Genomic DNA, 19,359 nt, shown 5'->3' with positions numbered 1-19,359 from the left:
ATGCCTCACATTGAAGTCAACCAGGTCAACCACTACTACGAGTGGGTGGGTACCGATACCCCACGCGATCCAACCTCTCCAAAGCCGGTGATGGTGTTTATCCACGGCTGGGCGGGGTCAGCTCGGTACTGGCGCAGTACGGCGGCGGCGATGAGCGATCGCTACGACTGTTTGCTCTACGACATGCGTGGCTTTGGTCGCTCTACCATTGCCCCCGAGCAGCAGGCCGCCCTGGAGGCCCGGGGCTACGAGCTGGAAACCTACGCCGACGACCTGGCCGAACTGGTAAAGGCGCTCAATCTCCCTAGGGTGTCTATCAATGCCCACTCTATGGGGGCATCGGTAGCGGTGTACTTTTTGAACCAGTATCCACACCTGGTGGACCGAGCGATTCTCACCTGCAACGGTGTTTTCGAGTACGACAAAGCGGCTTTTGAGGCGTTCTACAAGTTTGGTGGCTATGTCGTAGCTTTTCGGCCCCAGTGGCTGGCCAAGATACCGCTAGCCCCTCGCTTTTTCATGGCCCGGTTCCTCAGCCAACCGATTCCCGCCGCTGAAAAAATTGCCTTTTTGGAAGACTTTCTTGCGGCTGATTATGCTACGGCCCTGGGCACCATTTTTACCTCGGTGAGCAAAAAAGCGACGGAAGTGATGCCCGTAGAGTTTGCTAAAATCTCTGTGCCAACGCTGCTAGTGTCGGGTGAATTCGACCAAATTACCCCGGCGGAACTGGGCCGCAAGGCGGCGGCGATGAATCCCAAAATTGAGTATGCTCTGGTGAAAAATACCGGCCACTTCCCCATGTTGGAAGACCCGGAGACGTATTTGAAGTACGTCAATGATTTTCTTGCCTAAACTCTCTATGGTGCACTGCTGCGCGAGTGCACCCTACGGTTATGGATACGCTGTCAATTGACGAATTGATGCGGCTCGATCGCCGCCATGTATGGCATCCCTACGCCGCCATGCCGGGAACAGGGCCGGTGTTTGCCGTGAAGTCGGCCCAGGGGGTCTACCTGGAGTTGGAAACTGGAGAGCGCCTGGTGGATGGCATGTCCTCCTGGTGGACCTGCATCCACGGCTACAACCACCCCCGACTAAACCAGGCTGCCCAGGCGCAGATGGGCCGCATGAGCCACGTTATGTTTGGCGGGCTGACCCACCAGCCCGCTGTGCAGCTGGCCCATCAGCTAGTGCAGATGACGCCGGACCCCTTGCAGCATGTCTTTTTCTGCGACTCTGGGTCGGTGTCAGTGGAAGTGGCGATGAAGCTGGCGATCCAATACTGGCACAACCGGGGCGAGCCGCAGAAGCAGCATTTTCTGACCCTTCGTAACGGCTACCACGGCGACACCTTTGCGGCGATGGCGGTATGCGACCCGGTCAACGGCATGCACCACCTGTTTCGCCACAGCCTTGTGGAGCAGTACTTCGCCGATGCGCCTGAAATTCCCTTTGAGGGACTTTGGGAGGAGGGCGACATCGCCAGCTTTGAAGCGATTCTGGAGCGCCACCACGGCGAGATTGCCGCCGCCATTTTTGAGCCGGTGGTGCAGGGGGCGGGGGGTATGCGATTTTATAGCCCCCAGTATGTGCGGCGGGCGCGGGAACTGTGCGATCGCCACAACGTGCTTCTAATTCTGGACGAAATTGCCACTGGCTTTGGCCGCACTGGACAGCTGTTTGCCTGCCAGCACGCAGGCATCGCCCCAGACATGATGTGCGTGGGCAAGGCGCTGACCGGGGGCTTTATGTCGCTGGCGGCAACACTGACCACCAGCCACATCAGCGAAACTTTTGCCCAGGGAGAAGCGGGGGTTTTTATGCATGGCCCCACGTTTATGGGCAACCCGCTGGCCTGCGCGGTGGCGCTGGAGAATTTGAACCTGTTAGAGAGCTACGACTGGGCCGCCAGAGTCTTTGCCATTGAAGCTCAGCTGAAGCGGGAGCTGGCCCCCTGCCGCGATTTGCCGGCGGTAAAAGGCGTGCGGGTGCTGGGGGCGATCGGCGTCGTCGAGCTGCACGAACCCGTGGATATGGCGGTGGTGCAGCCTCAGCTGGTGGCTCAGGGGGTGTGGCTGCGTCCCTTCGGTCGCCTGGTCTACACCATGCCGCCCTATATTGTTGAGCCAGCTCAGCTCAGCTCCATTACCCAGGCCATCTATAGTGTTGCGGCTGGGCTGGCTTAGGGGCGATCGCTGAATACGATCGCATCTACCGCACCAGAGCCCCCATTTTGCCGCTCTGGTAGTCGGTGACGGCCTGGTAGATCTCGGCGGTGGTGTTCATCACAAAGGGGCCGTGGCCCACGATCGGTTCGTCGATGGGTTCGCCCGAGAGCAGCAGGGCGGTGGTGTCTTGCAGGGGGTCGATGGTGAGGGTGGTGCCAGCGCGATCGCAGATGCCGATTTCTGCCTCAGAAACCGGCTCTGATCCACCGATGCGCACCGATCCCTTCAGCACCACCAGCAGGGTAGTGTGTCCCTCGGGTACTTCCATGCTCACGGGGTGACCGTCACTCAAGCGCAGATCCCACATGTTGATGGGGGTAAAGGTCTCCGCTGGCCCCAAAGCACCCTGAAACTCTCCAGCGATCACCCGCAGGTGGCCCTGGCCCTCGGGCAACTCGACCACTGGGATGCGATCGGCGGTGATGCCCTGGTAGCGAGGCGAAGACATTTTGTCTTTGGCGGGCAGGTTAACCCACAACTGCACCATTTCAAAGGGGCCGCCGTCTCGGGCAAAGTTCGGCCCGTGGAATTCTTCGTGGACCAGCCCCGCCGCCGCCGTCATCCACTGCACGTCGCCGGGGCCAATGATGCCGCCGCCGCCAGCGGAGTCACGGTGCTCGACCTCGCCGTCGTAGACGATGGTGACGGTCTCAAAACCCCGGTGAGGGTGTTCACCGACGCCGCGTCGGGCAGTGGTAGGGGAGAAAGTCGCTGGCCCCGCGTAGTCGAGCAGCAGAAAGGGGCTGATGGTTTGGCCCAGACCGTTGTAGGCCATTAGCGTGCGAACTGGAAAGCCGTCACCCACCCAGTGGCGACCCTGGGTGCGCTGAATGCTTTGCAGAGTTTTGGCGGTGCTGGGCTGGTTGAGGGTCGGCATAGTAGCGGTCTAGGTAGATTGGATAACGGTTACAGGAGCTGGCTGAGGTTGTCCTAGAGGGCTGCGATCGCACAGGTGAAACCGATACTGTCAAATTCAACCGTGCTCCCCTCTTGATAATTGTAGGGAATCCACAGCTTGTCTGACTTGCGCTGAAATCGCTCGACTAACACCTGCTTTTGATGGATGAGAACATACTCTTCGAAGGCTGGGTTCGATTTGTAGTCAGCAAATTTATCTCCCCGATCAAAAGCTTCCGTCGAATCTGACAAAACCTCCAGCCTCTGAAGCCCGCAGCATTGTCACTGCCCTGTGGATTCTTCAGCATTGGGATAACTATCGGTCTATGACTTACATTGGTCATTAAGGATTGGGCTAAACCTATGACCGCGACGTCTCCGGCAAAAACTGCTCTGCGCAATATTCCTCAAAACCAGTGGCATCGGGCGACCTGGGCCGACTATGTGGCTCTGCGCGATGATCCCAGCCCTGAGCGCATAAGACTGGCCTTTAACGAAGGATGGCTGTGGGTCACGATGGGTGCAGAAGGTATTAGTCACGCGACAGTCAGCGATTTGTTCACCAGTTTGCTTTTTCTGTGGGCTATTCAGCACCCAGACCAGGTTTTCAGTTCCCTGGGACGGTGCTTGTTAGAACAGGCTGAGGTGCGGGCCAGTGCGCCTGACTTGGTGCTCTATGTTGGCCCAGACTATCCCCAGTGGCAGCCTGGGGAGCCGCGCCGGATCGATTTGAACCAAACTCGATTGCCTGACTTGGTAGGCGAAATTTCTGATACTACCCTGGCCAGCGACCTAGACGAGAAAAAGCACCTCTACGCCGCCCTTGGCATTCCCGAATATTGGGTGGTGGATGTGCGGGGGCAGCGGGTGTTTGCCTTTTTGCTACAGGAGAATGGTGAATACCTGCCCTGCGAAACCTCCCAAGCGCTGGCGGATCTACCCATTGCCCTGCTGGATGAGACGCTACAACAGCTGGCCCAGGGCACCAATACCAGTGCGGCGGCGTGGCTTAGCCAGCAGATGGCGGCCCTGGGCCAAAAACAGCCGTGAAGCAGACCCGAAATCTGGTAAATCGCGTTTGCGAATGCACCTACGGCACCAGACCCCAGGGTTCTACTGGGCATTTCTAGTGGTTATCAACTCTTCATAGCAGAACCCTAGGGTCTACCCCTGCAAAACCGAAACCCTCAAGCTAGTGCTCTGTCAAACCTAAGTTTGTAGGTTGGGTGGCGCGCTAGCAGAACCCAACAAGGCTGACTGCCGTTGGGTTACGCTCCGCTTCACCCAACCTACGGGAACCCTAATTCTTAGCTTTGACGCTGCACTAGGCGGCGAGCGATCGCGCCACCGCCCCGTGTTTCTCCAGCACCACCGGCAGATCCAGCGTTAGCAGGCCTTCAGGGTTGAGTACCTCTCTGCCGTGAATAAAGCTGTAGTCCACGCGATCGACCATGCAGAAAATTAGCGCCGCTACCGGGTCGTAGGCGGTGCCGGAGAGGGCAAGGCGATCAAGGTTAACGCTAACAAAATCCGCGGCCATGCCGGGGGCCAGGTGGCCAATGTCGGTGCGGCCCAGCACCCTGGCTCCGCCGCGAGTGGCAATTTCCAGCACCTCGCGGGCGGAGAGCGCGGCGGGGTCTTCTTCCCGTACTCGGGCCATCAGAAAGGCCTGGCGGGCTTCGGCCAGCAGGTGGCTGCCGTCGTTGGAGGCAGACCCATCTACCCCCAGACTGACCGGCACATTGTGATTCAGCATTTTGCGAATTGGGGCCATACCGCTGGCCAGGCGCATGTTGCTACAGGGGCAGTGGGCCACGCCAGTGCCGGTCTGGCCAAAGCTGTGGATGGCCTTGTCGTCGAGCTTGACACAGTGGGCGTGCCAGACATCTTCCCCCAGCCAACCCACCGAGGCAGCGTAGTCGCCGGGGGTGAGGCCAAAGGTGTTGAGACTGTAGGTGACGTCGGAGTTGTTCTCGGCCAGGTGGGTGTGTAGCCGCACGCCGGGGTAGCTGCGGGCCAGGGCGGCGGACTCCCGCATCAGGTCTGGGGAGACGCTGAAGGGTGAACAGGGGGCCAGGGTGATGCGGGTCAGGGCGTAGGGGCTGTTGTCGTGGTACTGCTCGATCAGGCGCTGGGAGTCTTTGAGGATGTCGGCCTCAACCTCCACGATGGAATCGGGGGGCAGGCCGCCTTTGCTCTCCCCCACGCTCATGCTGCCGCGGCTGGCGTGGAAGCGCAGTCCGGTTTGGGCGACGGCCTCGATCTCGTCGTCCAGTGTGCAGCCGTTGGGGAAGAGGTAGAGGTGGTCGCTGGCGGTGGTGCAGCCCGAGTAAATTAGCTCGGCGGCGGCCACCTGGGCGCTGAGGCGAATGGCCTCGGGGGTGAGCTGCTGCCACAGTGGGTAGAGGGCGCTGAGCCAGTTGAACAGGGACGAGTTTTGCGCCCCCGGCACCACGCGGGTGAGGGTTTGAAAGAAGTGGTGGTGGGTGTTGACCAGGCCTGGAAACACCAGGTGGCGATCGCCCAAGTCCAGCACCCGGTCGGCCTCAGTGGGCAGTTCCTCGGTAGTCCCCACCTGCTCAATTACGTGATCGCGAATGAACAGCGCCCCAGCGCGAATCTCTCGCCGCTGGTCATCCAGGGTGACCAGAGTGTGAATGTTTTTAACCAGAAGGGTTGGCACAGTGGGGCATCCCCGCAACGAGCATTCGCTCGGGACTATAGCAGGTTGCTGGCTGGAGCTAATGTTTTCTTTTATGCAAAATTAGTGGTTGGATGCCAAACAGGCATAGCTGAACACAGGTATAAACGATAGCCTATCGTCTTTCGCAGGGGCCAACAGCCGTTGGCCCCTCCCCAAATTCATGCCCTAATTCAGCAACGCCGCCCAGCCGATTCTTTAAGATAGGCCAATCAGTTTTCGAAACACCTTCACTTTGTCCTGGTAGGGGGGGTAGCGCCAGTCCACATCCAACCAGAAGGGCTTTTTGAGCACGCTTTTCAGGTTAGAGAAGGTATCGAAGCTGTACTGGCCGTGGTAGCTGCCCATGCCGCTGCTGCCGACGCCACCAAAGGGCAGGTTCCAGACCGCAACCTGGACAACAACGTCGTTCAGACACATCGACCCGGCTGTCGTGCGATCGATCACCTGGGTCTGCACCTGGCGATCGCGCGAAAACAGATACAGGGCCAGGGGCTTAGGGCGCTGGTTGACGGCGGCGATCGCATCGTCCAGGTCTCGGTAGGTCAAAATCGGCAGCAGGGGACCAAAAATTTCCTCCTGCATGATCGGGTCGTCCCAGCCGATGCCGTCGATCAGGGTGGGGGCGATGTAGCGATCGTCCCGGTTGTGGTCACCCCCGACCAGAACAGTGCCCTGACCCAGCAGGCCCACCAGGCGATCGAACTGGCGATCGTTCACGATCCGAGAATAGTCGGGGCTTTGGGCCGGATTTTCCCCGTAGCAGGCCTGGATGCGCTGCTGAAGCGCGGCCACCAGCTCGGCTTTGATGCGCTCGTCAACCAGCAGGTAGTCCGGGGCCACACAGGTCTGACCTGCATTGAGGCACTTGCCCCAAACTATGCGTCGGGCCGCCACCTCTAGGTTGACATCGGCATCGACAATGCAGGGGCTTTTCCCGCCCAGTTCCAGGGTTACCGGAGTCAGGTGCTGGGCCGCCGCCTGCATGACAATCTTGCCCACCCGTTCGCCGCCGGTGTAGAAAATGTGGTCAAATCTTTCGGCCAGCAGGGCCTGGGCGGTATCGACGCCACCTTCGACCAGAGTGATGTGGGCCGGGTCAAAGGTAGTCTCTATCAGCTGGACCAGCACGGCGGAGGTGGCGGGGGCCAGTTCGGAGGGCTTTAGAATGGCGCAGTTGCCCGCAGCGATCGCCCCTATCAGCGGCGAAATGATTAGCTGAAACGGGTAGTTCCACGGGCCGATGACCAGAACCACTCCCAGGGGTTCGGGCTGCACCCAGGCCGAACCGGGCCTCTGGCTGAGGGCAAGGGAGGCTTTGCGCGGTTTGGCCCAGCGGCGCAGATGCTTGATGACGTAGTCAATCTCGCTGATCACCGCCACTTCGATATAGCCCTCAAACTCGGGTCGGCCCAGATCGCGCTTTGCCGCGTCGATGATCTCGGCCTGGTGCTGAACAATCGCCGTCCGCAGCGCCTTCAGCTGGGCGAGGCGAAAATCGAGGCTGCGGGTAGCCCCAGTGTTCCAGTAGGCCCGCTGACGACGCAGCAGTTCGGCAACGGCGGTAGGGGCAGCAAGGGTAGTCATGGTTATCTCTGGCTGGGAGCGGAGCAGTTACGCATCTTTACATCCTACAAACCCCCGAGTCTTCTTCGCCATCCATAGCCATCGCCAGGACCGTTAGGACATGACCAATGCCCCTGAAGCGATGGCTGCCGCCCCAGGTTTTGCCTTTGGAAGAGGCCAAGGTCCTAAGCGCAATGGCCTTCGCTATAAACCGGGTTTGTGCTGGCCGGGGCGATCGCCATGGCCAACCGCAGCCCCGGCAGCCCTGGCTCTGGCCCAGAATTGAGTACACTCTCTAGGAGAGCCACCTGAGGATTTAAACGTTCACCATGCTGACAACCTCTATTCGTCTTGTGTTTGGGCGTCTTGTGTTTGGAATTGCCCTCGCTGCGCTGCTCCTGCTGGGCGATGCCGAACCCAGCGCGGCGGCTTCCCTGGAGGTTGGACCCATCGCGGCACTGCCCTTTGTTGGCAATCTAGCGGGCGATCGCCCCACCAATCTGGGCATTGAATCAGGTCACCTGGCCCCCTGCCCCGCCTCCCCCAACTGCGTGGTCAGCCAGGGCGATACCGACTCCGAACACAGCATTGCCCCGCTGGCCTACAGCGGTGACCCCAGTCAGGCTATGGCCCAGCTCGCAGCCGTCGTTACGGCCATGCCCCGCACCGAGATCATTGAGCAAGGCGATCGCTACCTCTACGCCGAATTCACCAGTCGGTGGATGGGCTACGTGGACGATGTCGAGTTTTATCTGGACCCCGAGGCGTCGGTGATCCAGGTGCGATCGGCGTCGCGGCTGGGCGAATCCGACCTGGGAGTTAACCGCCAGCGGATCGAGACGATTCGGCAGGCGTTTAGCAGTTAATGGATGACAGCCCCTAGGGATGGCTAGCAGGAGTAGAGCAACCCCTGCTGGGGATGTAAGGGTGTCAAGGGTCAGGTGTCAGGTGTCAGGTGTCAGGTGTCAGGTGTCAGGGACAGTTGACTGACTGCTGCCGCAGAGTACTAGTCCCTGAAAATGGCGTTCTCCAGCTGCTCCAGGGCTACTTCCAGGTCGTCGTTGACAATTTGCCGATCAAACTCGCTGGCGGCATCAATCTCTACGCGGGCCCGCTGAAGACGGCGGGCAATGGCGTCGTCGGCGTCTTTACCCCGCAGGCGAATGCGATTTTCTAGCTCTTCCAGGGAAGGCGGCAGCACAAAGAGCTGGAGGGCGTTGGGAAAAGTTTCGCGCACCTGGCGGGCCCCTTCCAGCTCAATCTCTAAAATCACCCAGTGGCCGGCCTCGATCTGCTTGAGCACTTCCCTTTTGGGGGTGCCGTAGAGGTTGCCCGCAAACTCAGCCCACTCCAGTAGTTCCCCCTGGGCCACCATCTCCTGAAAGGCTTCGCGGCTGACGAAGAAATAGTCCTGACCATCGACCTCGCCGGGGCGGGGGGCGCGGGTGGTGGCCGACACCGACAGCCTCAGCATTGGGTAGCGCTGACGCAGCGATCGCAGCAGCGTTCCCTTGCCCACCCCGCTGGGACCTGTAAACACAATCAACCGACCCAGCCGGGGAGTGGTGCTCTCGGGGGCGGCATCCAGGCCGAAGGTGGGGAGAGGGGCAGGGGAGATGACGGTCATGGCGGTGCTGGTGTGTACAACAGAGATTCTTATTCTAGTGAACCCTCTACCTTTGGCAGGATGAAATTCCGCTAATTAACCTAAAAGTTGCTCCCAAGGAGGCTCTAAATACGCTGGAAGTCAACGGTTACAGCCTCAGGCAAGTTTTGGCGTTGGGCGTGGCCGCGCTGGCGGCAAAGCGGGCTGAACCAGCCGGGTGAGCGCCCTACGCCTCCGGCAGATCAAACAGCACGGTAGTCATGTAGCGCTCGGCCCAGGCGTCGCCAAAGGCTTTTTCGAGGACGCGGCGGGTTTTGTCATTCTTTTGCTGCTGCTCGCAGTAGTGGCGCTGGCCGGCCAGCACCGCCGCCGTTTGCTCTGGTGTGGCCGGAGTCGCGATCGCCTGTTGACAGTGCACAGCCAGATAGGCGGCAATCAAGTCGACAAAGGCCGTTTCCTCGGCGGGGCTGGCGGGGCGAATGAACCGGCAGTAGGGCGAAAATATAGTGCCCCAGCCCGGCAGGTCGCGCTCCTCGGCAAAGGTGTGGGCGGACAGCGGGTCGAGGGCCGTGGTGTAGGGCTCGGGGAGCGCCCCGGTCACCGGCGAGAGATCGACAATGGCAGCGCTGATTTGCCCCCGTCCGCCGACCAGGTCGCAGCCAAACATCGGCAGGTTGTATTCCGGTCGGGGAAACAAGACGCAGTGCAGAATATCCAGATTGGCTCCCACCCGCGCCAGCTCCAGGTGCAGTTTGCGAAACTGCAGCGTCTGGTAGCACTGGTTTTCGATGGTGAGCTTTTCGCCCTCCAGCCGGCCCTCGATGTAGCCCAAATCCTCCGGCAGGCGGTAGGGCGACAGATCGAGGTACTGCTGCCAGGTGGCTTCGATGCGATCGGCCAGGCCCCGAATCATCGGATGCTGCTGGTCGCGCAGGGAGGGTTGAGTTGGGGCTACCATAACACCCAGATAACTAACGATAGGTTTTTAGCATACCAGCCAGGGAAGATACTAGAACGAGTGCTATACACAGCTACAATTTGCCCACAGAGAAACTGTGTAAGGGGCCATTGTGAAGTTAATTGACTGGATTAATCTGGCTGCCCTGGGCATTGCCCTGGTGATTTTGTGGCAATTTCGCCAAATCGTCCTGCTGATCTTTGCGGCGGCGGTGATTACCATTGCCCTTAACAGTCTGGTGCGGTTTTTCTCCAAGGTATACGGCTGGCCGCGGCAGCGATCGGTCCTGGTGACCGGGGCGCTGGTGCTGCTGGGGGGCGTTATTTTTCTGGGTCTGGTGCTGCCCCTGTTTGTCGCTCAGTTCCAGCAGTTGCTGCTGTTGACGCCCAAGGGGTTTGAGCAGCTGGGCGTCTGGTTTGATGCGTTTCGAGCCAACCCGCCAGTCTGGTTTCCAGAACAGGACCTGAGGCTGCTGCCGGGGCTGCCGGAGCTGCTGCGCCAGGCGGCGTCCATTGGGTCTACGGTGTTCGGCAACTTTTTGACGTTTTTCTCCAGCTCTGTGGCGATTGTGCTGCAGGTGCTGCTGCTGCTGGTGCTCACCCTGATGATGCTGGCCAACCCTGCGGCCTACCGACGGCTGCTGCTGCGGCTGTTTCCGTCGGGCTACCGCCGCCGCGCCGATGAAATCTTAACCAAGTGCGAAAGGTCGCTGATGTTCTGGCTGGGCGGGGTCGCGCTCAGCTCTATTTTTGTGGCCACGCTCAGCTTCACGGGGCTGGTGCTGCTGGGAGTGCCCTACGCCTTTGCCCACGCGGTTCTAGCCGGGTTGTTTAACTTCATTCCCAACCTCGGCCCTACCCTGAGCGCGGTGTTTCCCGTATTTGTGGCGCTGCTGCAGTCGCCAGGTACCGCCCTGGCGGTGATCGTGCTCTACGTGCTGATTCAAAACGTGGAGAGCTACTGGTTTTCGCCGATGGTGATGCAGAAACAGGTGGCCCTGCTGCCCGCCGCCACGCTGATTTCACAAATCTTTTTTGCCACCTTCTTTGGACCGGTGGGGCTAATTCTGGCGCTGCCCCTGGCGGTGATTTGCAAAACCTGGATCGAGGAAGCCTGGATTATTGATGTGCTGGATTCGCCGCGCGATCGCGAGCTGAATACTCCTGCTGAGGTGCCGGATCTAAACTACGGGCGATCGCAGCCTGACCCCTAGGCACCGTCATCACTTAGCCTTTTAGGACCTCAACATCAGTAGTCTGCCAAGGCAATTATGACAGGTTGGTGGGGCTCACGGTGCACGGTGTACGGTGTACGGTTCACGGCAGCCCTTAAACCGTACACCGTGTACCATGCACCGTTAGACCGTTGGAGTCTGTCACAATCAGGTTGGTCAAGTACTAGATTAGTTCGACAGTAGCGGATTCCAAGGCCTAGGGAGCACGGTTTGGGGTCTGCGGTTCAAGGCTAGCCGCGAACTTGAGACCTTGCGCCATACACCCCACTGACCGGTTATATAACTTGGCAGGCAATTGGCACGTGTCCTTAACGAAACCGTTACCTGGTAAAGCTTTCATAAACGCAACCTCACCCCATTCTCCTCTGCCGAATGCGGATCTGCCCGGTCCGTGACCCGTTGGCCAACCAAGCGCGAGTCCCCAGACTAGCGAAAAGTGGCTATTGCTACCATTCGGCGGTCAAGAGCCACGGTGTGGAGCGATCGCGGCCTCTTGGCAAAATCTCGCCGCGAGACTATAAAATTATCGTGAAAATACCCAGGTAGCTCTGACACCCTCTCTGCCGACTTCTTAGAGTTTGTAAGCAACCGGTGAAGCAAAACCTATCCCGCCGGAAACAGTTCGCTCCCGGCGGATAAGGTAGGCTACGCATCAGCTCTAGCACCAAGGGACTAGGCACGGGTCGCACAGGCGCAAGGTTAGCTGGTCTGAGGTCCCAAGCGAGTCTTGGTTTCCGCTCAGTCGAGTCCTGGGCTGAGGCGAGGTTAAGCCATGGCCTCTAAACACGTCACTTCATTTCAAAGGTTTTTGTACAGGGGTTCCTCGAACTATGTCTCACCATCCAGTCGTCATCATTGGGGCCGGGCCTGCGGGCCTGACCGCAGGCTATGAGCTGATGAAGCAGGGGGTGTCATCGATCGTTTTAGAAAAGGCTGAAAAAGTGGGGGGTATTTCCCGCACGGAAACCTACAAAGGCTATCGGTTCGACATCGGCGGCCATCGTTTTTTTACCAAGGTGGGGGAAGTCAACACCGTTTGGGCCGAAATCCTGGGGGACGACTTCATCCAGGTGCCGCGGCTCTCGCGCATCTTCTACCGGGGCAAGTTTTATGACTATCCCCTGTCACTGCTCAAAACCTTGAGAAATTTGGGGCCAATTGCCAGTGCGCTGATGGTGACCAGCTACTTGAAAGCCAAGCTCAAAAAACGGCTCAACCCCGGCTTTGAGCCCGAAACCTTTGAGGAGTGGGTGACCGATTGCTTTGGCGAACGGCTGTACAAAACCTTCTTCAAGACCTATACCGAAAAAGTTTGGGGCATTCCCTGCAGCCAAATCCGAGCCGACTGGGCCGCCCAGCGGATTCAAAACATGTCGCTCAAGCGAGTCGTGCTCAACGCCCTGTTTGGTGCCCAAAATGCCAAGAGCCTGATCAAAACCTTTGACTACCCCCGCCTTGGCCCTGGCATGATGTGGGAGCGCTGCCAGGAGTTGCTCAATGCTGGCGGCTCGACGGTGGCGCTAAACACCGAGATTGTCCGACTGGAGCACCAGGGCAGTGTGGTCACCAAGGTAGTTGCCAGGCAGGTAGACCCCGCTGGGGTACAGCCCGATCGCACCTTTGAGCTGACCGGTGACCATTTTATCAACTCCATGCCGATTTCTGCCCTGGTGCATCGACTCGACCCACCGCCGCCGCCGGAGGTGCTGGCCGCCGCCCGAGGGCTTAAGTACCGCGACTTTTTGATCGTTTCGCTGATTGTCGATCGGCCCGATCTATTTCCCGACAACTGGCTCTATATCCACAGCCCTGAGTTCAAGGTGGGCCGCATTCAAAATTTCAAAAACTGGAGCCCGGCGATGGTGCCGGAGCCAAGCAAATCCTGCCTGGGCATGGAGTACTTTTGCAGTGAAGGAGATGCCCTGTGGCAGCTGCCCGACCACCAGCTGATTGAGCTGGCCTCCCAGGAAATTGTGCGGCTTCATCTGGGTGTACAGCCCGGCAACATTGAGGATGGCTGCGTGATTCGCCAGCACAAGGCCTATCCGGTGTACGACGGCGAATATCGCCAGCATTTGCAGGTGCTACAGGACTACATTGAGACCTTTGAAAACCTGCAAACGGTCGGTCGCAACGGCATGCACCGCTACAACAACCAGGACCACTCGATGCTGACGGCCATACTGGCGGCCAAGAACATCCTGGGGGAAAATCATGGCTTGTGGGAGGTCAACGTGGAGCGGTCGTACCACGAAAACTTTACCGATGAGGAGTGGAACAAGCTGCGGCAGACCACTGTGAGTCAATCTGAATCCACCCCACCGTTGTCACCGGTTGCCTAAAAATGACCCAAACGCCCTCAGCGATAGCGAACAGCACAGGAATCAGTGGCGGCAACCCTGATATTGCAATTCCCAGACCCTGTTCGATCTGTTCAACCTGAGCCTTGATCGGTGAACCAAGGCTCAGGCACTGTAAGGAAACCCTGGTTTCTATACCGGCATTCTAGGCATCATCCAGGGCGGCAATGCCGGGGAGCTCTTTGCCCTCCAGCAGCTCCAGGCTGGCGCCGCCGCCGGTGGAGATGTGGCTCATTTTGTCGGCCACGCCCACCTTTTCTACTGCGGCCACCGAGTCGCCGCCGCCGATGATGGTGGTGACGCCAGTGCCGGTGAGCTCGGCCAGGGTATGGGCGATCGCCTCGGTACCCACCGCAAACTTGTCAAACTCAAACACGCCCATAGGACCGTTCCAGATCACCGACTTGCACTGCTTGAGCGCGTCCTGGAACACCTTGACCGAGTCGGGGCCAATGTCGAGCCCCATCCAGCCGTCGGGGATGGCGTCAACGCTGACGGTCTGACTGTTGGCGTCGGCGGCAAAGTTGTCGGCCAGCACCACGTCGGTGGGCAGCAGCAGGTCAACGCCCTTTTCCTTGGCTTTGGCTTCCAGGGCTTTGGCCAGCTCCAGCTTGTCCTCTTCCACCAGTGACTTGCCCACCGCCAGACCGCGCGCTTTGTAGAAGGTGAAAATCATGCCGCCGCCGATCAGGAGCTTGTCCACCTTGTCGAGCAGGGTCTCGATCACGCCAATTTTGCTGGACACTTTGGACCCGCCGATGATAGCCGCCAGGGGCTTTTGGGGATTCTCGATCGCCGCTTGGAGGTACTGAAGCTCTTTTTCAATCAGGTAGCCCGCCACCGAGGGGCTGAGGTACTCGGTCACCCCAGCGGTAGAGGCGTGGGCACGGTGAGCGGTGCCAAAGGCATCGTTGACGTAGAGGTCGGCATTGGCGGCCAGGGCCTTGGCAAACTCGGGGTCGTTAGCCTCCTCCCCGGCGTAGAAGCGGACGTTCTCCAGCAGGGCGACCTGGCCGTTTTCCATCGCGCCCACGGCGGCGGCTACCTCATCGCCAATGCAGTCGTCGCACTTGATCACCTCCTGGCCCAGCAGTTCGCCCAGGCGCTTGGCCACCGGAGTCAGGCGCATGCTGTCAACCACCTGAGCCTTGGGGCGACCAAAGTGACTGGTGAGAATGACCTTGGCGCCTTTGCCCGTCAGGTCTTGAATGGTGGGCAGGGCAGCCCGAATGCGGGTGTCGTCGGTAATGGCACCCTGGTCGTCGAGGGGCACGTTGAAGTCGGCTCGTACCAGGACCCGCTTGCCCGAAACGTCCGCTGCCGACAGGCTTGCCACCGATTTTTTAGCCACTGAGATAACCTCCTAAAAGCGGTTTAAGTCTTTGCATTTATTACGTTATGCAGCGCACAGGAGGCAGCGGCGCCAACCTTGTCTAAGGTAGATTTGAGGAGCGTCGCGGCCCAAGCCAAGCACTGGGTCTGTCGTAATAGTCACGGATTGACGCCCCCATTTTACCGGAGTGTGAGTTCCCTTCGATACGCCATGTTCAAGACGGTTTTATTTCCCATCGACATGAGTTCTGAGGCCCAGCAGGCCGCGCCCAAGGTGGCCGAGTTGGTCAAAACCCATCAGAGCCGACTGATTCTGCTGTCTGTGGTTGAAGCTGGCACCGTCGATACCCCCCGACCCAGCGGCCAGTCTTCCCCCGCAGCGGTAGCTCAGCTGCTGGGGAAAGCTAAGGACCTGTTTGCCGCTCAGGCGATCGAAACCGAGGCGATTGAGCGCGAGGGTCAACCCGCCTTTGTCATCTGCGATGTGGCCGACGAACTGGACGCCGATTTGATTGTGATGGGCTGTCGCGGCGTCGGCCTGATCGAAGACGTGCAGGACGAAAGCGTCACCATGCGGGTGATTAACCTCTCGCCCTGTCCAGTGTTAATTATTCCCTAGGGAAGAGTGGGTGGGTAGGCAGGTGGGCGGGTGGATGGGTAGACAGGTGGACGACCCTGCAGGGTGGGCAAAGCCCACCATCATCCCTAGTCCCACTACAGATCACCCTGGCCCTCGGCCTCTATGACTTTAGAAAGATCTCAGAAAAAGTCCCCCAGGCCAAGCTCCTGCCGCACGATCGCCAGCGGCTTGTCCCAGTTGAGTTCAGGCGGATAGGCGATCGCAGCCTTCCCCTTCCTCCCCATGCGAAAGCCCCGCACCATGGCCCGCAGCAGCGGCAGCGTCCACAGCGGGTTGGTCAGACTCAGCGGCACAAAGGACAGCACAAACACATTCAGCAGGTCACGGTACTGCACCAGGGTATAGGCCGCCACCCCAAACTCCCCGATAGGGGAAGCATCGAAGCCGGTGTAGATGTGATAGAGATCGTGGCTGATGGCGGTGCGCTGGCGCAGACACTCGCGACCGTTTGCGCCGGTGACAAACACGTCAGGGTCAAAGCCATAGCGCAGCATGTGGCGGGCGTAGGCCCCGCCAAGGGTGTCGGGCGGCAGCTGCACCAGCACGTCGAGATCCACGGCAATCGGGCGCTGGGCCAGGTGAGGGGCCTGCCGCTCCAGGCGGGCCTCAACCCAGTCCTGCCAATCGCTGTGGCGGCCGGCGGCGAGAATGTGCAGAATGCCGGCGGCAGGATTGCTCAAAAAGGCCCCGTAGGCGGCCCGTATCTCCGACCAGTCGATGCCGCGCAGGGGGGAGACTAAGGAGCGATCGCGCTGGCGGCGGTTGGCAGAGGGCTGAGTGCGGCTAACCATGGCAGTTCTCCAGGGAGTAAGGATGTGAACAAATGCGATCGAGGAAACGGGTGGGTTCGAAACCGGAGACAATGAAGATGCAACTGAGTGAATATGCAACTTTTTGCATTCAATACTCTTAGGCTATATGCAATTTTGTGCATAGTCAATGTTTTGAATATTTAGTTTTGTGAATTAGTCCCATGGCGCTCTCCCACGCAATCCTGTCAGCCCTGACCGATCGCCCCTGCAGCGGCTACGACCTGGCCAAGCAGTTCGATGGCTCAGTCGGGTTCTTCTGGCACGCCAGCCACCAGCAGATCTACCGCGAACTCACCAAGCTAGAGCAGCAGGCCCTGGTCACCGCCGAAGCCGTTCCCCAAGCGGGCAAGCCAGACAAAAAGGTTTACCGCGTCACCGAGGCGGGCCAGGCCACCCTGCGCGACTGGATTGCCCAGCCCTCAAAATGCACGCCGACCAAAGACGATCTGCTGGTCAAGCTGTTTGTGGGCTATCTGGTGCCCACCACCACCCTGCGGTTGACCCTTGAGCACGAGCGCGCCCAGCACGTCAAAGCGCTGGAGTCCTACCGGGCGATCGAGCGGACCTACTTCGCCGACCCCGAGGCCATGTCTCTGGCGGCCCGCTACCAATACATCACCCTGCGCAACGGCATTCACTTTGAGACCAGCTGGCTAACCTGGTGCGACGAAACTCTGGCAACGCTCGCAACCCTGCCTGCCGATGCGCCCTCTCCCTGGGCAAAACCAGGCCAAGGCCTCCATTCCTGACGCTTACCAGCCATAACGCCCTTGCTAGCAACTGCGAATTTACTGAGCGGTATGGTTATCTTCGGCTCGGCCAAGCTTTACTGTGGAGTTGGTAGGTGTCGCCCCACCCCGCGATCCAAGACCTGGCTCAGAACTGGTGCATTGCCACAGGTTGCTATGGCCTTTGGGGTTATGCGCCCTACGATTAATCAAAGGCCTTACTACCCCCCATTCATCCACCCTCCAACCCATCCACCCTCCAACCCATCCACCCTCCAACCCATCCACCCTCCAACCCATCCACCCTCCAACCCCCACACCCCCTCCCCCCATGCCCACCCCCGAAATTCAGTGGTATCCCGGCCATATTGCCAAAGCAGAAAAAGCCCTGGTCGATCAGCTCAGTCGGGTGGATGTGGTGCTGGAGGTGCGCGACGCGCGGATTCCGCTCTCGACTCGGCACCCCAGGGTGGACGCCTGGGTGGGCGAGAAGCCCAGGGTGCTGGTGCTGAACCGGGTCGACATGATCTCAAAAGAGGCCCGCAGCGCCTGGGAGGAGTGGTTTCGGCAGCGGGGGGAGGTGCCCTACTTCACCAACGGTCAGCAGGGAGATGGCGTTAAGGCGATCGCCAAAGCCGCCCAGGGGGCAGGCGATGCCGTCAACCAGCGCCGCCAGACCCGCGGCATGAAACCCCGCCCCATTCGCGCCGTGGTGATTGGCTTTCCCAACGTGGGTAAGTCGGCGCTGATTAACCGGCTGCTCAACCGCAAGGTGGTGGCCAGCGCCCGCAAAGCCGGGGTAACCCGCCAGCTGCGCTGGATTCGCCTGTCGGGCGACCTGGACCTGCTGGATGCGCCAGGGGTGATTCCAGCCCGGCTCGACGACCAGGCGGCGGCGGTCAAACTGGCCATCTGCGACGACATTGGCGAGGCCTCCTACGATACCCAGCGCACCGCAGCGGCCTTTTTGGATCTGCTCAAGAGCCTGCAGCAGGACGGGTCCCCAGACACCTACGGCGAGATCCTCCACGCCCGCTACGGTGTCCTGCTCGATGAGCACACGGGGGAAGGGTTTGTGGCCCAGGTGGCGGCCGAAAAATTTCAGCACAACAGCGATCGCACCGCCAAACGCATCCTCAATGACTTTCGCACCGGGCTGCTGGGCTCGTGGGTGCTGGAGTGGCCCCCAGTCGGTTGAGGTGAGGATCCACAGGGCCAAATTGGGTACCCTAAATTTAGATATCTTAGTGTGGAGATTCAGATGGTAGCTGCCTCACTAGTAGACCAGGCCAAAGGCGGCGATGCTGCTGCGATCGCAGCGCTGATGAACCAGGCTTTACAGCCCAAGGGAATTACGGTGCAGGGCGATCGCCAGGGCACCTGTCTCCAGCTGTGGCTCACGGGCCACACCCTACCCACCCAATCCACAACGGTGGACTATGTGCAGCGGGGGCTGGCGCGGCTGCAGGTTTCCTCGTTGACCAGCCTTGAGATCTATGCAGAGCAGGCCGATCGGCAGGCCGCGGGCTGGGGAGTTGAGGTTGATCTGGCGACCCAACCGGCGGCGGTCAGACCGCTGCAGGCGATGGATCAGGAGCAGACGCCCCCACTGGCCGAACCGCCCGAGGCCCTGAGCCCTGAGCCTACCCCAGAGCCCGCGTCTGTCCCAGAGCCGGCATCGCCTTTGCCAGAATCCGGCACCATTGCCTACGCCTACGCGCTGCTGGGGCTGGAGCAGGGCGAGCCCCTGCAAAAGGTAGAAGGCACCTACTTTAAGCTCAAGGCCCTAGCCTTGCGAGAGGGCGATCGCGCCAAAGTCGAGGAACTAAAGCAGGCGTTTCACCAGCTCAAAACCTACATTGAGAACCCTGCGGCCCAGGCATCAGCAGCCCCGGCCCCAGCCAAGTCCACTGCGGCTGAACCCATCGCAGCGGCAGCCCTTGACGACGAAACTCTGACGCCAGAAGAGCGCGTGGAGCGCCTGCTGAAGCAGCGAGGGGTTGCCGCCCAGGTCAAAACTGAGAGCAATCAGCTCCACATCTCCTGGATGGCGGTCCGGGTCATCAATCCCGAGGACGCCGCGGCGCAGGTACACACCCTGTTAACCCAGCAACAGCTAGCTTCCCTGGGGCTGCCGGGCATAGAGACACTAATGTTTATGGGGTTGAGCCGCGACAATACGGTTGTCTGGCACCACACCACGCCCCTAGCCAGGGCCTAGGGTGTGTCATCAATTGTGGCCAAAAGCCCAGTGAAGCAAGCCTTGCCAGGCCCAATCCAAACGACAGCCTAGG

General features: G+C 59.8%; 19 protein-coding genes. 11 read left to right on the top strand and 8 right to left on the bottom strand.

What is annotated here, in order from left to right; genetic code table 11:
- Window positions 1-855 carry an alpha/beta fold hydrolase gene (locus tag NF78_RS23780; RefSeq protein ID WP_035992272.1) on the top strand — a complete coding sequence of 285 codons (855 nt, stop codon included), beginning with the start codon at window positions 1-3 and terminating at the stop codon, window positions 853-855.
- Between the two features lie 41 nt (window positions 856-896).
- A complete protein-coding gene (gene bioA / locus NF78_RS23775; RefSeq protein WP_035992269.1) occupies window positions 897-2,189 on the top strand; it encodes an adenosylmethionine--8-amino-7-oxononanoate transaminase in 1,293 nt (430 codons plus the stop codon).
- A gap of 25 nt (window positions 2,190-2,214) precedes the next feature.
- Here bioA and NF78_RS23770 read toward each other — a convergent pair whose 3' ends face one another.
- Window positions 2,215-3,108: a pirin family protein gene (locus NF78_RS23770; RefSeq protein WP_052050889.1), complete on the bottom strand. Its 894-nt coding sequence runs from the start codon at window positions 3,106-3,108 to the stop codon at window positions 2,215-2,217.
- Between the two features lie 53 nt (window positions 3,109-3,161).
- Window positions 3,162-3,380: a Uma2 family endonuclease gene (locus NF78_RS23765; protein WP_052050888.1), complete on the bottom strand. Its 219-nt coding sequence runs from the start codon at window positions 3,378-3,380 to the stop codon at window positions 3,162-3,164.
- Window positions 3,381-3,491: 111 nt separating this feature from the next.
- Here NF78_RS23765 and NF78_RS23760 point away from each other — a divergent pair, with 111 nt between their 5' ends.
- Window positions 3,492-4,178, top strand: coding sequence for a Uma2 family endonuclease (locus tag NF78_RS23760; RefSeq protein WP_052050887.1), 687 nt, complete (start codon window positions 3,492-3,494; stop codon window positions 4,176-4,178).
- A 274-nt stretch (window positions 4,179-4,452) separates the two neighbouring features.
- Here the strand turns inward: NF78_RS23760 and NF78_RS23755 are convergent, their stop codons facing one another.
- Both NF78_RS23755 and NF78_RS23750 read right to left on the bottom strand, forming a co-directional pair.
- The gene (locus NF78_RS23755) at window positions 4,453-5,811 is read right to left on the bottom strand and encodes an 8-oxoguanine deaminase (protein WP_035992267.1); all 1,359 of its coding nucleotides are present in this window, start codon (window positions 5,809-5,811) and stop codon (window positions 4,453-4,455) included.
- A gap of 216 nt (window positions 5,812-6,027) precedes the next feature.
- Entirely contained in the window at window positions 6,028-7,416 is a 1,389-nt protein-coding gene (locus NF78_RS23750) for an aldehyde dehydrogenase (RefSeq protein WP_035992264.1), read from the bottom strand.
- 107 nt (window positions 7,417-7,523) lie between these two features.
- Here NF78_RS23750 and NF78_RS31515 point away from each other — a divergent pair, with 107 nt between their 5' ends.
- Together NF78_RS31515 and NF78_RS23745 are read left to right on the top strand one after the other, a co-directional pair.
- Window positions 7,524-7,694, top strand: coding sequence for a hypothetical protein (locus tag NF78_RS31515; protein ID WP_156119942.1), 171 nt, complete (start codon window positions 7,524-7,526; stop codon window positions 7,692-7,694).
- Window positions 7,695-7,724: 30 nt separating this feature from the next.
- The gene (locus NF78_RS23745; RefSeq protein ID WP_052050886.1) at window positions 7,725-8,261 is read left to right on the top strand and encodes a DUF1499 domain-containing protein; all 537 of its coding nucleotides are present in this window, start codon (window positions 7,725-7,727) and stop codon (window positions 8,259-8,261) included.
- A 140-nt stretch (window positions 8,262-8,401) separates the two neighbouring features.
- On the opposite strand, the gene gmk is transcribed toward NF78_RS23745, so the two are convergent.
- Both gmk and NF78_RS23735 read right to left on the bottom strand, forming a co-directional pair.
- Window positions 8,402-9,022, bottom strand: coding sequence for a guanylate kinase (gene gmk / locus NF78_RS23740; RefSeq protein WP_081972876.1), 621 nt, complete (start codon window positions 9,020-9,022; stop codon window positions 8,402-8,404).
- 205 nt (window positions 9,023-9,227) lie between these two features.
- Complete coding sequence (locus NF78_RS23735) at window positions 9,228-9,959, bottom strand: phycocyanobilin:ferredoxin oxidoreductase (protein WP_035992260.1); 732 nt, start codon at window positions 9,957-9,959, stop codon at window positions 9,228-9,230.
- A gap of 112 nt (window positions 9,960-10,071) precedes the next feature.
- Here NF78_RS23735 and NF78_RS23730 point away from each other — a divergent pair, with 112 nt between their 5' ends.
- Both NF78_RS23730 and NF78_RS23725 read left to right on the top strand, forming a co-directional pair.
- Window positions 10,072-11,172, top strand: a complete 1,101-nt coding sequence (locus tag NF78_RS23730) for an AI-2E family transporter (RefSeq protein ID WP_035992257.1) — start codon at window positions 10,072-10,074, stop codon at window positions 11,170-11,172.
- An 851-nt stretch (window positions 11,173-12,023) separates the two neighbouring features.
- Window positions 12,024-13,535, top strand: a complete 1,512-nt coding sequence (locus NF78_RS23725; protein ID WP_035992255.1) for an NAD(P)/FAD-dependent oxidoreductase — start codon at window positions 12,024-12,026, stop codon at window positions 13,533-13,535.
- A 163-nt stretch (window positions 13,536-13,698) separates the two neighbouring features.
- On the opposite strand, the gene NF78_RS23720 is transcribed toward NF78_RS23725, so the two are convergent.
- Window positions 13,699-14,904, bottom strand: a complete 1,206-nt coding sequence (locus NF78_RS23720) for a phosphoglycerate kinase (protein WP_035992253.1) — start codon at window positions 14,902-14,904, stop codon at window positions 13,699-13,701.
- A gap of 171 nt (window positions 14,905-15,075) precedes the next feature.
- Between NF78_RS23720 and NF78_RS23715 the strand changes: the two genes are divergently transcribed.
- A complete protein-coding gene (locus NF78_RS23715; RefSeq protein ID WP_412768536.1) occupies window positions 15,076-15,504 on the top strand; it encodes a universal stress protein in 429 nt (142 codons plus the stop codon).
- Between the two features lie 140 nt (window positions 15,505-15,644).
- On the opposite strand, the gene NF78_RS23710 is transcribed toward NF78_RS23715, so the two are convergent.
- The gene (locus NF78_RS23710) at window positions 15,645-16,316 is read right to left on the bottom strand and encodes a Coq4 family protein (protein ID WP_035992248.1); all 672 of its coding nucleotides are present in this window, start codon (window positions 16,314-16,316) and stop codon (window positions 15,645-15,647) included.
- A gap of 182 nt (window positions 16,317-16,498) precedes the next feature.
- Here NF78_RS23710 and NF78_RS23705 point away from each other — a divergent pair, with 182 nt between their 5' ends.
- The 3 genes from NF78_RS23705 (at window position 16,499) to NF78_RS23695 (ending at window position 19,286) form a co-directional block, all read left to right on the top strand.
- Window positions 16,499-17,086: a PadR family transcriptional regulator gene (locus NF78_RS23705; RefSeq protein WP_035992245.1), complete on the top strand. Its 588-nt coding sequence runs from the start codon at window positions 16,499-16,501 to the stop codon at window positions 17,084-17,086.
- A gap of 310 nt (window positions 17,087-17,396) precedes the next feature.
- Entirely contained in the window at window positions 17,397-18,263 is an 867-nt protein-coding gene (gene ylqF / locus NF78_RS23700) for a ribosome biogenesis GTPase YlqF (RefSeq protein WP_035992242.1), read from the top strand.
- Window positions 18,264-18,326: 63 nt separating this feature from the next.
- Complete coding sequence (locus tag NF78_RS23695; RefSeq protein ID WP_156119941.1) at window positions 18,327-19,286, top strand: hypothetical protein; 960 nt, start codon at window positions 18,327-18,329, stop codon at window positions 19,284-19,286.
- The last annotated feature ends 73 nt before the right edge of the window (window positions 19,287-19,359 follow it).

Origin of the sequence: Leptolyngbya sp. KIOST-1, assembly GCF_000763385.1 — a bacterium.
Classification (GTDB): domain Bacteria; phylum Cyanobacteriota; class Cyanobacteriia; order Phormidesmidales; family Phormidesmidaceae; genus Nodosilinea.
This window is presented reverse-complemented; position numbering and strand designations above follow the sequence as displayed.